The sequence below is a fragment of the Pantoea dispersa genome, from assembly GCF_035783935.1.
In the GTDB taxonomy this organism is placed as follows: Bacteria; Pseudomonadota; Gammaproteobacteria; order Enterobacterales; family Enterobacteriaceae; genus Pantoea; species Pantoea dispersa_C.
Genome location: NZ_JALKOV010000007.1, coordinates 163,374 through 176,788 on the forward strand (window position 1 = coordinate 163,374; position 13,415 = coordinate 176,788).

The 13,415-nt window shown below is 56.7% G+C and carries 12 protein-coding genes; 5 read left to right on the top strand and 7 right to left on the bottom strand.

What is annotated here, in order from left to right:
* The first annotated feature begins 127 nt into the window (after nt 1-127).
* The 5 genes from putP (at nt 128) to phoH (ending at nt 6,518) form a co-directional block, all read left to right on the top strand.
* The gene (gene putP, locus MXF20_RS14955; protein WP_325970056.1) at nt 128-1,612 is read left to right on the top strand and encodes a sodium/proline symporter PutP; all 1,485 of its coding nucleotides are present in this window, start codon (nt 128-130) and stop codon (nt 1,610-1,612) included.
* A gap of 256 nt (nt 1,613-1,868) precedes the next feature.
* The gene (efeU, locus tag MXF20_RS14960) at nt 1,869-2,702 is read left to right on the top strand and encodes an iron uptake transporter permease EfeU (RefSeq protein WP_021509909.1); all 834 of its coding nucleotides are present in this window, start codon (nt 1,869-1,871) and stop codon (nt 2,700-2,702) included.
* A gap of 51 nt (nt 2,703-2,753) precedes the next feature.
* Nucleotides 2,754-3,872 carry an iron uptake system protein EfeO gene (efeO, locus tag MXF20_RS14965; RefSeq protein WP_325970057.1) on the top strand — a complete coding sequence of 373 codons (1,119 nt, stop codon included), beginning with the start codon at nt 2,754-2,756 and terminating at the stop codon, nt 3,870-3,872.
* 2 nt (nt 3,873-3,874) lie between these two features.
* Nucleotides 3,875-5,155, top strand: a complete 1,281-nt coding sequence (efeB, locus tag MXF20_RS14970) for an iron uptake transporter deferrochelatase/peroxidase subunit (RefSeq protein WP_325970058.1) — start codon at nt 3,875-3,877, stop codon at nt 5,153-5,155.
* A gap of 574 nt (nt 5,156-5,729) precedes the next feature.
* Nucleotides 5,730-6,518, top strand: coding sequence for a phosphate starvation-inducible protein PhoH (gene phoH / locus MXF20_RS14975; RefSeq protein WP_021509913.1), 789 nt, complete (start codon nt 5,730-5,732; stop codon nt 6,516-6,518).
* 153 nt (nt 6,519-6,671) lie between these two features.
* Here the strand turns inward: phoH and MXF20_RS14980 are convergent, their stop codons facing one another.
* The 7 genes from MXF20_RS14980 to MXF20_RS15010 all read right to left on the bottom strand — a co-directional run bounded on the left by MXF20_RS14980 (nt 6,672) and on the right by MXF20_RS15010 (nt 13,400).
* Nucleotides 6,672-7,271 (bottom strand): LuxR C-terminal-related transcriptional regulator, encoded by a 600-nt coding sequence (locus MXF20_RS14980; RefSeq protein ID WP_325970059.1) that lies wholly within the window; start codon nt 7,269-7,271, stop codon nt 6,672-6,674.
* Nucleotides 7,272-7,333: 62 nt separating this feature from the next.
* On the bottom strand, nt 7,334-7,807 hold the full coding sequence (locus MXF20_RS14985) for a DcrB-related protein (protein ID WP_325970060.1): 474 nt from the start codon (nt 7,805-7,807) through the stop codon (nt 7,334-7,336).
* Nucleotides 7,800-9,440, bottom strand: coding sequence for an OmpA family protein (locus MXF20_RS14990; protein ID WP_325970061.1), 1,641 nt, complete (start codon nt 9,438-9,440; stop codon nt 7,800-7,802). The genes MXF20_RS14985 and MXF20_RS14990 overlap by 8 nt, the downstream gene beginning before the upstream one ends.
* Nucleotides 9,440-10,048, bottom strand: coding sequence for a hypothetical protein (locus MXF20_RS14995; RefSeq protein WP_325970062.1), 609 nt, complete (start codon nt 10,046-10,048; stop codon nt 9,440-9,442). Before MXF20_RS14995 ends, MXF20_RS14990 begins: the two co-directional genes overlap by 1 nt.
* Nucleotides 10,042-11,286 carry a GlcNAc-transferase family protein gene (locus MXF20_RS15000; protein WP_325970063.1) on the bottom strand — a complete coding sequence of 415 codons (1,245 nt, stop codon included), beginning with the start codon at nt 11,284-11,286 and terminating at the stop codon, nt 10,042-10,044. The genes MXF20_RS14995 and MXF20_RS15000 overlap by 7 nt, the downstream gene beginning before the upstream one ends.
* Before the next feature lie 27 nt (nt 11,287-11,313).
* The gene (locus tag MXF20_RS15005; RefSeq protein ID WP_325970064.1) at nt 11,314-12,300 is read right to left on the bottom strand and encodes a fimbrial protein; all 987 of its coding nucleotides are present in this window, start codon (nt 12,298-12,300) and stop codon (nt 11,314-11,316) included.
* Between the two features lie 2 nt (nt 12,301-12,302).
* Nucleotides 12,303-13,400 (bottom strand): ImpA family type VI secretion system protein, encoded by a 1,098-nt coding sequence (locus MXF20_RS15010; RefSeq protein ID WP_325970065.1) that lies wholly within the window; start codon nt 13,398-13,400, stop codon nt 12,303-12,305.
* Nucleotides 13,401-13,415 lie beyond the last annotated feature (15 nt).

The window sequence follows — 13,415 nt, forward strand, 5'->3', positions numbered from 1 at the left end:
GCGGCAGGATACCGCGCCTTATGAGAAATCGCTTTCTCTGGATGCGGTAAAGCCCTGACGTTATCCCGTTCCGGTAACGCAGGAAAAAGATTTCTCTTAAGAGATCAAATAATAAGTGGAGAGACAGATGACAGTAAGTACACCGATGCTGGTGACATTTATCATTTACATCCTCGGGATGGTGTTGATTGGTTTTATCGCTTACCGCTCAACCAAAAACTTCGACGATTATATTCTGGGCGGCCGCAGCCTCGGCAGCGTGGTGACCGCGCTGTCAGCCGGTGCGTCGGACATGAGCGGCTGGCTGCTGATGGGACTGCCGGGCGCGATTTTTCTCTCCGGGATTTCTGAAAGCTGGATTGCTATCGGCCTGACGATTGGCGCCTGGCTGAACTGGAAAATTGTCGCGGGTCGCCTGCGCGTGCAGACCGAGCATCACAATAACGCCTTAACCCTGCCGGACTTTTTTACCAGCCGCTTCGAAGACCACAGCAAAATTCTGCGCGTCATCTCCGCACTGGTCATCCTGATTTTCTTCACCATTTACTGCGCATCTGGCGTGGTTGCCGGCGCGCGCCTGTTTGAAAGCACCTTCGGCATGAGTTATGAAACTGCGCTGTGGGCTGGCGCGGCGGCAACCATTCTTTATACGCTGGTGGGCGGTTTCCTGGCGGTGAGCTGGACCGATACCGTGCAGGCCAGCCTGATGATTTTTGCGCTGATCCTGACGCCGGTGATTGTGATTATCGCCGTCGGCGGACTGGATGATTCGCTGGCGGTGATTGAAGCCAAAAGCCTGGAAAACCTCGACATGCTGAAGGGCCTGAACTTCGTGGCGGTGATTTCGCTGCTCGGCTGGGGTCTGGGCTACTTCGGTCAGCCGCATATTCTGGCGCGCTTCATGGCAGCAGATTCGCACCGTTCAATCCGCACCGCGCGCCGCATCGGCATGGCCTGGATGATCCTGTGCCTGGCCGGTGCCGTTGCGGTGGGCTTCTTTGGTATCGCCTATTTCCAGAACCATCCGGAGCAGGCAGCAGGTGTGAGCGAAAACGGCGAGCGTGTGTTTATCGAGCTGGCACGCATTCTGTTCAACCCGTGGATCGCCGGTATTCTGCTGTCGGCTATTCTGGCAGCGGTGATGTCGACCCTGAGCTGTCAGCTGCTGGTGTGCTCCAGCGCGCTGACCGAAGATCTGTATAAAGGTTTTCTGCGTAAAAATGCCAGTCAGAAAGAGCTGGTGTGGGTCGGGCGTCTGATGGTGCTGCTGATTGCGCTGGTGGCAATTGCGCTGGCTTCTAACCCGGATAACCGCGTACTGGGGCTGGTGAGCTACGCCTGGGCAGGTTTTGGTGCCGCATTCGGTCCGGTGGTGCTGTTCGGCGTGTGCTGGAAGCGCATGACGCGCAACGGTGCGCTGGCCGGCATGATTATCGGTGCCGCCACGGTGCTGATCTGGAAGCAGTACGCCTGGCTCAACCTGTATGAAATCATCCCGGGCTTCCTGTTTGCCAGCATCGCGATTGTGGTGGTGAGCCTGGCCGGTCGCGAACCGTCGGCTGAAGCGCAGCAGCGTTTCGATGCCGCCGAAGCGGAATACAACACCAAATAACGGTGATGGTCTGAGTAAAGCGGGGGACGCGCTTGCCGTGTTCCCCGCAGTTTTCGTGTCACGTCCTCTGCGCGCGATGTATCGCGCAATCTGTCACCCCGCCCTGACTTTCCCGCATCGCTACCTGGCCCGCAAAAGCAAAATTAATTTCGCGCAGTGACTTGTATTTTTATCCACGATAATGATAATCGATATCGTTCGCACTTTACGTATTTTTACCTAAGGTTTACCCTCCTTAACATTCAAGAGGTTGGTGATGTTCGTTCCGTTTCTCATCATGCTGCGCGAAGGTCTCGAGGCAGCGCTCATCGTCAGCCTGATTGCCAGCTACCTGAAACGCACCCAGCGCAGCCAGTGGTTCCCCGCGATGTGGGCCGGCGTGTTTATCGCCGCGGCACTGTGCCTGGCGCTCGGCATCTTTATCAATGAAACCACCGGTGAGTTCCCGCAGAAACAGCAGGAGCTGTTCGAGGGTATCGTGGCGGTGATTGCCGTGGTGATCCTCACGTCAATGGTGTTCTGGATGCGCAAGGTGTCGCGCAACATCAAAGCTACGCTGGAAAAATCGGTCGATCAGGCACTGCAGAAGCCGGGCGGCAGCGGCTTGCCGCTGGTGCTGATGGTGTTTCTCGCCGTGGCGCGAGAAGGGCTGGAGTCGGTGTTCTTTCTGCTGGCCGCGTTTACCCAGGATGTCGGCTATGCGCCGCCGATTGGCGCGGTGCTGGGCCTGGCGACCGCCATCGTCCTCGGCATGCTGATTTACTACGGCGGTGTGCGTCTTAACATGGCGCACTTCTTCCGCTGGACCAGCCTGTTCATCCTGCTGGTGGCGGCCGGTCTGGCAGCCGGTGCTATCCGCGCCTTCCACGAAGCGGGACTGTGGAACCACTTCCAGGCAACCGCGTTTGACTTCAGCAACACGCTCTCCACCCATTCGATCTTCGGTACGCTGCTGGAAGGCATTCTGGGATACCAGGAAGCGCCAAGCGTCAGCGAAGTGGCGGTATGGCTGATTTACCTGATCCCGGCGCTGCTGCTGTTTTTCTTTCCGGCGCGTCCGGCACCCAGCGCCGCACGGTCGGTGCGCTAAATTTTCGCAGGCGCCCGCGCGCCTGTACCTTCATGTAACAGGGATATGATTATGACGATTCGCTTCCGCCGCAAGGCGCTGTTGCTCTCTATGCTGGCGCTGTCCGGTGCCGCTTCTGCCGCTGCCGTACCGCAGGTCACGGTAACCGTCACTGATAAACAGTGCGAGCCGATGTCGCTCAACGTGCAGGCCGGTAAAACCCAGTTCATCATCAAAAACAACAGCCAGAAAGCGCTGGAGTGGGAAATCCTCAAAGGGGTGATGGTGGTGGAAGAGCGCGAAAACATCGCGCCGGGCTTCAGCCAGAAGCTCACCGCTAACCTGGAAGCGGGCGAATATGACATGACCTGCGGCCTGCTCACCAATCCGAAAGGCAAACTGGTGGTCAGCGGTGACAGCCAAACCGCCAGCAGCGGCAAGCCGGACGTGCTGCAGCTGGTCGGGCCGATTGCCGACTATAAAGTCTACGTGATGGGCGAGGTGAGCGCGCTGGTGGCAGGCACCAAAGCCTTTACCGACGCGGTCAAAGCCGGTGACGTGGAAAAAGCCAAAGCGCTGTATGCGCCGACGCGCGTGCACTACGAGCGCATCGAGCCGATTGCCGAACTGTTCTCTGACCTCGACGGCAGCATCGATGCGCGTGAAGATGACTTCGAGAAAAAAGCCGAAGATCCAAAATTCACCGGTTTCCACCGGCTGGAAAAACTGCTGTTCGCGGATAACACCACTAAAGGCGCGGACGCCTTTGCTGACCAGCTGTATAAAGATGTGCAGGATCTGCAAACCCGCGTCAGCGAGCTGGCCTTCCCGCCGGCGAAAGTGGTGGGTGGCGCGGCAGGCCTGATCGAAGAAGTGGCGTCCAGCAAAATCTCCGGTGAGGAAGATCGCTACAGCCGTACCGATCTGTCCGATTTTCAGGCCAACATCGACGGCGCACAGAAAATCGTTAATCTGCTGCGTCCTCTGCTGCAAAAAGCCAATCCGCAGCTGCTGGCGAAAGTGGACGCGAACTTTAAGAAAGTGGATGGCATCCTCAGCAAGTACCGCACCAAAGACGGTTTTGCCTCCTATGAAAAGCTCACCACCAGCGACCGTAATGCGCTGAAAGGGCCCATCACCACGCTGGCGGAAGATCTCTCTCTGCTGCGCGGCACTTTAGGTCTTGATTAATCATGAGTAAAAAAAATGACGCGGCGCAACCGTCGCGTCGTCGTCTGTTACAGGGATTGGGCATGCTGGGTGGCGCGGCGGCACTGGGCGGCGGCTGTCCGTTTCATGCCGCCAGCGCGGCAGAGAGTTTTTCACCCGGCACGGTTGCACCCGACGCGCGCCAGCAGGCGCAACCGTTTTACGGCGCTCATCAGGCCGGCATCCTGACGCCGCAGCAGGCATCTATGATGCTGGTGGCGTTTGATGTGCTGGCCAGTGATAAAGCCGAACTGGAACGCCTGCTGCGGCTGCTGACGCAGCGCTTCGCCTTCCTCACCCAGGGCGGACCGGCGCCGGCGGTGCCCAATCCGCAGCTGCCGCCGCTGGACTCCGGCATCCTTGGCGCAAAGATTGCGCCCGATAACCTGACGCTGACGCTGTCGGTCGGCAGTTCGCTGTTTGATGAACGTTTCGGGCTGGCGGCGCATAAGCCCAGCCAGCTGCAGACGATGACACGCTTCCCGAACGATTCGCTCGACGCCGCGCAGTGCCACGGTGACCTGCTGATTCAGATCTGTGCCAATACGCAGGATACGGTGATCCACGCGCTGCGCGACATTATCAAGCACACGCCGGATCTGCTGGCGGTGCGCTGGCGGCGCGACGGCTTTATTGCTGACCATGCCGCGCGCAGCAAAGGGCGCGAAACGCCGATCAACCTGCTGGGTTTCAAAGATGGCACCGCCAATCCGGATACCCACAATGCGCAGTTAATGGACCAGCTGCTGTGGGTAACGCCCGACCAGCAGGAACCGGCGTGGACGCACGGCGGCAGCTATCAGGCGGTGCGCATCATTCGTTTTCACGTCGAGATGTGGGATCGCACGCCGCTGGGCGAGCAGCAAACCATTTTTGGTCGTGAGAAGCTGTCCGGCGCACCGCTGGGGATGCAGCACGAGCACGACGTGCCGGATTATGCCCGCGATCCGGACGGCCAGATCATCGCGCTGGATGCGCATATCCGGCTCGCCAATCCGCGCACGCCGCAAACCGACAGCAGCCTGATGCTGCGGCGCGGCTACAGCTACTCCTCGGGCATTACCGGGGCAGGGCAGCTGGATATGGGGCTGCTGTTCGTCTGTTATCAGCATGATTTAAGCAAAGGCTTTATTACCGTGCAGAAACGACTGAACGGTGAAGCGCTGGAGGAATATATTCGTCCCATCGGCGGCGGATACTTTTTTGTTTTGCCCGGCGTGGCGGACAAAAATCATTATCTGGGACAGCCGTTGTTGCAGGCCTGATTAATTAATGTACAGCGCTTGTCCGCCACAGGGCGCGGCAGGCGCTGCCGTTAAGCCCGTCTTAAATTTCCCCTGTTACGCTGCCACATCCGAATTTTCTGAAACAGTTTGTTAAGCCCTGAATTATCCATCCCATTGAATACCATCACTAATTTAATTTAAGCACACCGTAGTGATGCTCCGCTTATCGGGATTTCTTTGCCATAAAGTAAAAATAGTGTTGCAAATCGGCGGAAATATGATGAACTTTAGTCATAGCGTCGTCAGTTGTGTGGCTAAGTCCACTGGAGTTCGCGCATGGCCCGGTCCTCATACGGACAGTTAAATACACGTCAGCTAGCGCAGTTCGCCGCGGGGGAGCGTCTCCCGCCTGAGAATTCTCTTCACTTTTCTTTTATCGCCTTCGAATTCATTTCCGTTGTTTACCGGTGCGCGGCAGCGTTTCGGCGTTGTTGCACACTTTTCTCACTGGCTCGATACGGCTTACAAGGAAGCCAACAAAACCTCTAAAGCGTTCAAATCATCGCCGCGGGTGATCCGCCGCGATAAATGAAACCAACTGTAAGGTGCCACTATGGGAAGACAGAAAGCAGTGATCAAAGCGCGTCGTGAAGCCCGCCGAGTGCTTCGCAGTGACTCTCGCAGTCATCGTCAGCGTGAAGAAGAATCGGTCACTTCGCTGGTGCAGATGGGTGGGCTGGATGCAATTGGCATGGCGCGCGATGTGCGTGACCGGTCACCAATTGAGGCCAGAAACGATGCTCAGGCGCACTATCTTAACGCCATAGAAACGAAACAGCTGATATTCGCGACCGGTGAAGCCGGCTGCGGTAAAACCTGGATCAGCGCTGCGAAAGCAGCCGAGGCCCTGATCAATAAGGACATCGAAAGGATCATTGTGACGCGCCCGGTTTTACAGGCGGATGAAGATCTCGGTTTCCTGCCAGGAGACATCTCCGAGAAATTCGCCCCTTATTTCCGACCGGTATACGACGTTCTGGTTAAACGTCTCGGCGCTTCCTTTATGCAGTACTGCCTGCGACCCGAAATCGCCAAGGTAGAGATCGCGCCCTTCGCTTATATGCGCGGACGTACCTTTGAGAATGCGGTGGTGATTCTGGATGAGGCGCAAAACGTCACCGCTGCGCAGATGAAGATGTTCCTGACCCGCTTGGGCGAAAACGTCACCGTGATTGTCAACGGTGATGTCACCCAGTGCGACCTGCCCGCCAGCGTCAAATCTGGCCTTGCCGATGCGCTGGCGCGCTTCGAAGAGGATGAGATGATTGGCGTGGTGCGGTTCGGCAAAGACGACTGCGTTCGCTCGGCACTGTGCCAGCGCACGCTGCATGCTTACAGTTAATCGAGCACGACGACTATCAGGATGACGTTAAACCCGGCGCAAGCCGGGTTTTTTATGTCTGTTAGCCCGGATGCGGTTGGCACGTCGCGCGGCATCTGTTCAGGGCGGCACAGCTCGTCATAACGTGAATTCAGCACCAGGGATATCGGGTCCTTACAGACAAATAAAAATATTATTGTGCTGTTTGAAATGCACCAGCACCTGCACATATTTATAAAATTGCAGCCGGTTATCCATGCCCAGTTTCTTCATTGCATTGCGGCGGTAAGTATAAGAGCTGTTGGGGGAGCAGTGCATGATGCGGGAAATATTCACGATATCGTGCCCGTAACCACTCAATATCACCAGCCGTTTCTCTGCATCAGAAAGTTGCGCTTGTTTACGTACTTTCAGCGAGCGGAAAAACTCTCGCTGATCCATGCCGGCCAGCAGTAAAGCGGTTGCGTTAAAAATGCGGCTGATAAAATTACCGGCATCTTCAATGAACAAGCCGGATGCGTTGAAGGTAATATGTATGGCAGAACTGTGCTCATGCTTACCCAGCGGCTTTTCATTGCTTTTATATTGCAGGCCGCTATTAATGATTGCCGCGTTTTCAGTAAAAATGAGATGCGCCGTTTCACTCAGCCTGGAGACGTTCTGCTGCAGAATCTGATACTCATCAAGCGGTTTAACCTGACTGATGTGTTCAATCAGCCTGATGAGGCCGAGACGGTAATAAACATTATTTGACTCAACGGCGACGCTCAACATAATACAACTCCTTGTATAATGGCGATTCCTTTATATCTGTCAGGACCTGCGCGTCTGCCGGTTTACAGGGCTGGCGCGTAGCTGTTAATAATCTGGACATAATGTTTACGCTGATAATCGGTAAACTCATTAATAGTGGTTTGCAGGGTAAAAACCAGCACGTCAAGGTCTGCGGGATTATAGGTAGGATGCTGAGGTATTTTGATTACGGATTGCACCTGCCGGACGACCTCCCCCTCATCCAGATAACGGTTGGCTACCTGAATGACGTCAAGCTTAGCCGGACCAATCTGGTGTTTTAACAGTTTACCTTCCGTCTGGAAGCCAGGCAGACGAAAGCGCAGGTTCTCCATTTCCTTTTCTACCCATTGCTCCTGCGTCTGCTCTTCCGCCAGCGCCGCGCGCGTGATGACAATGCGGTACTCTTTGTCATCCGGATCGCGGAACAGCAGAATCTGGATTGAACGGTCCAGTACCGGCGGCGTTGTCATAAATACGCCTTCGGTCATGGAATACATAATGCTTTTATTACTCATAAGAAACAGGCTCCATTGTTGAGAGATGAGCAGGGATAAGCAGAATTTCAACGCGCCGGTTCGCCTGACGACCCAGGGCTGAGCTATTGCTGGTGACAGGTTCTGCTGCCCCAGCGCCACGCACCCGGATGCGTGCGGCGTCCACATGGTTATTCATCAGCCAGTTGCGCACGGCAGTGGCTCGCTCCAGCGAGAGTGAAGCGTTCAGGGTGTCACCGCCGCTGCTGTCAGCGTGCCCGACAATCATCAGCTGCGTGTGCGGCGACAGCGCGATTTGTTGCGCCATCGCCTCAAGGTGTGTCAGTGCCTGCGGTGAAATGCGCGCTTTACCGGGCTCAAACAGCGGCACGGTAGTCGCCGTCGTCATGACCTTGATCGACCGCAACCCGTGAATCTGAAGTTCAGCATGTTGGGCGAGGACGGCACACCGGTTCAGGCCCCAGCTCAGCATCGACAGCTGCGCCGCACACTGTGCCTGTTGCCCATACAGCTGCTGAAGCGTCGCGAGGTTGTGCTGCAGTGATGCCACCGAGAGTTGTTCCGGCGTCGGTAACGAGGCGATGGACTGAGCGTAGGCTTGCTGCTGCTGTTCTGCGCGCCAGCCCGCTGCGGTTACTTGCACAGCCAGCAGCAGCGCAATCAGACCCAGACTCCACAGCCAGGCCGGCTGTTTGCCATACACCGCCGGTGGCGCTACATGCGGTACGGTGACAGGGCGACGCTGCCGCACCGCAGGCAGGGGTAACATTGATATCCGTCTGCCTAGCGGTGGCAGAATGGCGTAGCGCTCCGCCAGCCAGCTGGACCATGCGCCATGCCGGGTAAAGCCATAGCCATAGTCACACAGCAGCACCGCGCTGAGTTGCAGCGGATACTGCGTCACAATGTGCTGCAGCGTGGTAACAATCTGCTGCTGCTCCATCCAGTCCAGTAATTCACTGCCCAGTGCGGCGCGTTGAACGTGGCTGGCGATAGCGTGATCCTGCATTATAAGCTGCTGCTTTACGCGGCTCATCTCCCCGGCCAGCGTACGCGCCTCCCGCTGGTTGATATCCAGCTCGCCGCACCAGGTCGCATTGGTTAGCGAATGCTGACGTAACTCGCTACTTAACTGCGCATAGATTCCCAGGAAACAGGGCAGGCTGGTTGCTGACATCACACCGGCAAAATCCCGCTTCCAGCGCATCAGCTGGTCAGTGATGATGTCCACGCTGTCGTGGCCATCAGGCAAAAAGGGGAAAAATGTCACCACGTCGGTAGAAGGCGCGTGCTGCTGAATATAATCAAGACGGTGGCTTAGCTCTGCGGGCGTAGTAATCAGTGACCAGGCCGCTGTGCGGCTGAAGCGGGCACTGTCAGTGTAGTTGGATTCGGTGAACCATTTTTTCGCATACGGTCCGAGGATTAGCACGACCGGCGCCGGGATTTCAGGCTCGGCTTCGAGAGTGGGCGGGGATGAGGGGAGCGCGCGCGTTTCCCGCCGCCATTGCTGCACGATCAGCATCACGGCCAGGATCACGAACCCGATCATCAGCAGGTTACCGCTAAGCGGATCGGGTTCGAGCCACGTAAGGGCGGAGATAATGATCAGCGCACTGGCGACCACGAGCACAGGCAGTTTTTGCGTGCGCATCAAAGCCCCCCGCTTAGCAGCGTGCGACATCCATACCAGAGTAATCCCAGCAGTAAGCCTGATATCAGTAACTGGAATAGCGGTCTTCTCCAGCGCCACACCGCATTTGTGTCCGCAGCCTGCACCGATACGGGTTCATCAATAGCGGCCATCTCCTCCGCATCCGCTTCCACTGGGGCAACCTGCCGAGCGCAAACAGGTAGCTGCGCGCTGCCCGGCAAAGGCTGTGGTGACAGGGTATACAGCGTCAACGCGGCACCGTTGATCTCTTCATTAGCCGATCCCAGCAATAGCTGGCTGTGCGCGTAGCGGTAAATATCGGTTTCGTAATGACCATAAAAGCCGGGTGCCAGCTGATAGCTGTTCCAGCTGAGTCCCTGTGCGGCGAGACAACCGGTTGCCGCCCGGTCAATCACCCGACACATCAGGCGATGTAAAGCGTTCACCTCTGCCACTGGATAGCCTTTATCTGCCAGGTAGCGACTGTAGCAGGTGATTTTTTGCTGCAACTGCTGCTGGAGATCCAGCTGTGAGGGAATAATGCCGCGCATATTGAGCAGCGTGCAGCTGGCGATCAGCTCGGCCAGTGCAGGATGGGTGTTTACCATGCCGCCTCCCGAATCTCGCCCCAGCCGACACCGTTTATGTAAGGGCACAAGCGGATGCAATGTGCATGGCTGGCTGAATCTGCGTTCAATGCCACCCGGAGCTCAAACGTCTCTCCGTTATCACGCCTGTGCAGGCTGTTGATCTCGTCGGGGGAAAGCTGCTGCTGCATCAGCGGCGTGTTGTCAGCTTTATGTACGCTGAGGTGCCACCACAGCACCTCAGCGCCTGGCAGATCGATATCGGCCCGTTTCAGCTTTACCAGGTGATGCCGGATAAAGACCTGCTGCCGGAAATTGACGCCAATACGCTGCTCAAACGCCTGCAACGTCCGTTGCAGACCCAGCCCCCACGGGCCGAGATCCACCGGTTCCTGGCTGATGCCAAGCAAACAGCGGATTCGCTGGCAGGAAATAGCGTCCCGTTCCCACCACGCAGCATCAATCAGGCTGCGCTCTTTTGCCTCATTAGTGTGATCGCTCCAGAATTTGGGCGCGTCATTCCTGCCGTAGTAATGCCAAAGCACTGCTTTATCCGGCGTGTACAGATCGTAGCCGTGAGTGTACGCCCTTGCCGCTAATGAAATTTCTTCACCGCTAAAAAATAGCTGCGGATCGTAAGGCACGTTTTCCACAAAATGGCCATCGGCAAAGATAAAACCGGCAGCCAGATAGCCGCTGTAACGCGGAGTGTCATCCTGCATGGCGGCGGATTTCAGCGTAACAATACCCTTGTCATTAAACTGGCTAAAGACCAGACGGCTGATCCGGGTGCTCCGTTCGCTGGCTTGCTGATCGGGCGTATAGGGCGGGGGATAATGGCTCAGAACCGGTCGGGTGCTCTGAGGGCGCAGACGCTCCAGCATTGCAATCATTTCATCATCCCAATGCGGAATGAAACGGCTGTGAGAATCAATCTGCAGGTGATACCGCTGCCCGGCGAACAGCGTGTTGCTCAGATGCCGGGCCCAGCAGGCTCCCTGACTTTTCATGTAATCAACCGCGATCAGATCAATGATTGCGCCATCTTTGACCAGCCGATAGCGCAGATGCCCCCCATGCGTGCCAGCCTGCTGACAGCTGAAACCGTGCGCAGTAAAAGGTGAGACATCGCCGTCATCCTGCCAGCACACCGCAATATGCAGCCTGTCGGGCTGACTCGCCTGTGCCAGCATATCCAGCAGCGTAGGGATAAGCTCTGTGTCCCGGTAGCTGGCAATTCCGATAAAAATCGTATTCATATCAGCAGTCTGGATAGTGTGAGAACATCAGTTCACCACCAGCAGGATTTCAGCGCGCGCCGTGAGTTTGCCATCCTCAGGGAGCGTGCCGTTGCCTTCCAGCAGGGTCGCTTTCCAGCGGTAATTCACCGGTACGCTGTCGGCCACGTTGAGGCGCGTTTCGCCGAGCGAGCCGTCAGCCGGCATCTTGCCATTGCTGCTGTCAGTGACCTGGATTTTCATGCGGTCGCTGTTTCCGGCGCTGTCTGCCGCCGGGATGGTGCCATCGCTATTGGGTGATGCCGCAGATAATGACGCGGTTGCACTGTAAGACCCGTAGTCGGTGGCGCATGTCAGGCTGAAATTCAAATCGCGCACCACTCCGCGTTTAAGGTCACTGGCCGCGACGTCGCCGAAATCCACCGTGCGCGGGCCATCCAGACTGCAACTGGGGATGCTGACAATACGAATATCGCCAATCTGCAGCAGCTGGGCATAGGTAGACGCGGTATCGACGGTGATCCAGTTACGCAGGATAACCCCGGCATTCAGCGCGATATCTCCCTTGGGATCTTTTAGTTTCAGCCGCGGTGCGGTTTTGATGAATTCCAGCCTGAAATAGGAATTGACCGGGTAATTGAAACGCTTCTCCGGCATCGTCTGGAAAGAAGGGTAGTAACCAAAGTTGCCGGTGGCGTTAGTCCAGGCTGGCCTGACGCTTAGCCCGGCAATATTGGTGGTAAAGTAGCGCGCCGTGCCGGTGGGCTGTAAGGGCGGCAGCGCTGTTTTGCCGTAGCTCTCTCCGGGAACACAGTTGATGTAACTGATTTGACGCGCCTGCATGCTGGAATTCAGCGTTGCAATGATGGCGTCGGTGGTCGCATTGGCATCAACATAAAGGGTAGTGCCGCTAATGTTGAGCGTCGTGGGTTTTTCACCGCCAAATGCAGGATCGGGATCCCACTGGCAGGCCGCCATGGCTGGCAGGCTCAGTAACGTACTCACTACCAGTATCAGGCTATTCCGTCGTTTCATTCTCAGCTCTCCTGTCCCTGGCTCAGTCTGACAATCAGTTCCTGCGGCAAAATCTGCAACAGTTCGGCAAAACGTTTACCCACCATTTGTTCGGTGATGGCCAGCATGTCACCTACCGGGCTGCTGGGCTCATAGCGTAAAAACCATTGCTGGATTTCACGCAGACGCATCAACGCATCGCTACGATCCTGGATACCGCGCAGCGGAAGTGCCGGTACGCCGGGCGCGGAACCCGCAATATTCGCCGCGGTGAGCGCGACAGCCAGCGGCTCAGCCTCCGGTTCCGTCTGGCTAATATCCGGCAGTGCGTCTGCCGTGGAGTCGGGCGTCGCCTCAGTCGGTTCAGTTGCCTGGGTGACCCGCACTTTACTGACATCGCCCCAGCGAAACAGCGCCAGCAGCCTGACGAGATCGTCAAAACCAGGCGCGTCCTCCCGCAGTGAGTCGGTTAACAGCCGGTGTAACTGACCAAGATGGTAATCGGCGTTGCGCAATGAAATGATGGCGTCCGATTGTTGCTCCTGCCAGCCCAGCATCGCCAGTGATAAGGCGGTCTCGTCCAGCGCCTGTTCGGCATGCGGCGTGAGCTTCGTGCGTTCCACATCGCGTACGCTGAGCTGTAAACCGGTCACTTTTGGCAGCGGCTGCTGTCTTAAATCAGCCAGAATACCTTCATGTGAACTCAGCTCGGCCAGGGCGTTTGCGCGCATAATCGGTTCAAACATCCCTTCGTCATAGCACTGAGGATGAACCTGCTCTGGCCACTGGTTTAACATCCAGATGATCGCGCATAACCCTTCATCCAGCGCAGCCACGCCAATCCGGCGCAAACGGCAGCGGATCAGGATCACGACCAGGCGTAAATCCAGACTGCGGGTTAGCAGGGTTTTGACGTCACGTTCAATCTCTGCCCAGTTAACCGGATCAACGGCTTCCACGAAGTGGCCGTACTCCGCCCCCATTTTGGGCGTTAAGCGACTTTCAAGCAGAAGAAAAGCGGCGTCATCTTCCAGGTTCGCACCGCATGGCGAATCTTCGCTAACCGGTATCAGTAATGGCTGGTACCACACCGGGCACGCCGGGATCGCATAATCACGCACATTTCATCCTTAATA

Bases quoted from the DNA above. Each gene is read 5' to 3' on its own strand.
- putP (WP_325970056.1), top strand. From the start codon at position 128: ATGACAGTAAGTACACCGATGCTGGTGACATTTATCATTTACATCCTC.
- efeU (WP_021509909.1), top strand. From the start codon at position 1,869: ATGTTCGTTCCGTTTCTCATCATGCTGCGCGAAGGTCTCGAGGCAGCG.
- efeO (WP_325970057.1), top strand. From the start codon at position 2,754: ATGACGATTCGCTTCCGCCGCAAGGCGCTGTTGCTCTCTATGCTGGCG.
- efeB (WP_325970058.1), top strand. From the start codon at position 3,875: ATGAGTAAAAAAAATGACGCGGCGCAACCGTCGCGTCGTCGTCTGTTA.
- phoH (WP_021509913.1), top strand. From the start codon at position 5,730: ATGGGAAGACAGAAAGCAGTGATCAAAGCGCGTCGTGAAGCCCGCCGA.
- MXF20_RS14980 (WP_325970059.1), bottom strand. From the start codon at position 7,271: ATGTTGAGCGTCGCCGTTGAGTCAAATAATGTTTATTACCGTCTCGGC.
- MXF20_RS14985 (WP_325970060.1), bottom strand. From the start codon at position 7,807: ATGAGTAATAAAAGCATTATGTATTCCATGACCGAAGGCGTATTTATG.
- MXF20_RS14990 (WP_325970061.1), bottom strand. From the start codon at position 9,440: ATGCGCACGCAAAAACTGCCTGTGCTCGTGGTCGCCAGTGCGCTGATC.
- MXF20_RS14995 (WP_325970062.1), bottom strand. From the start codon at position 10,048: ATGGTAAACACCCATCCTGCACTGGCCGAGCTGATCGCCAGCTGCACG.
- MXF20_RS15000 (WP_325970063.1), bottom strand. From the start codon at position 11,286: ATGAATACGATTTTTATCGGAATTGCCAGCTACCGGGACACAGAGCTT.
- MXF20_RS15005 (WP_325970064.1), bottom strand. From the start codon at position 12,300: ATGAAACGACGGAATAGCCTGATACTGGTAGTGAGTACGTTACTGAGC.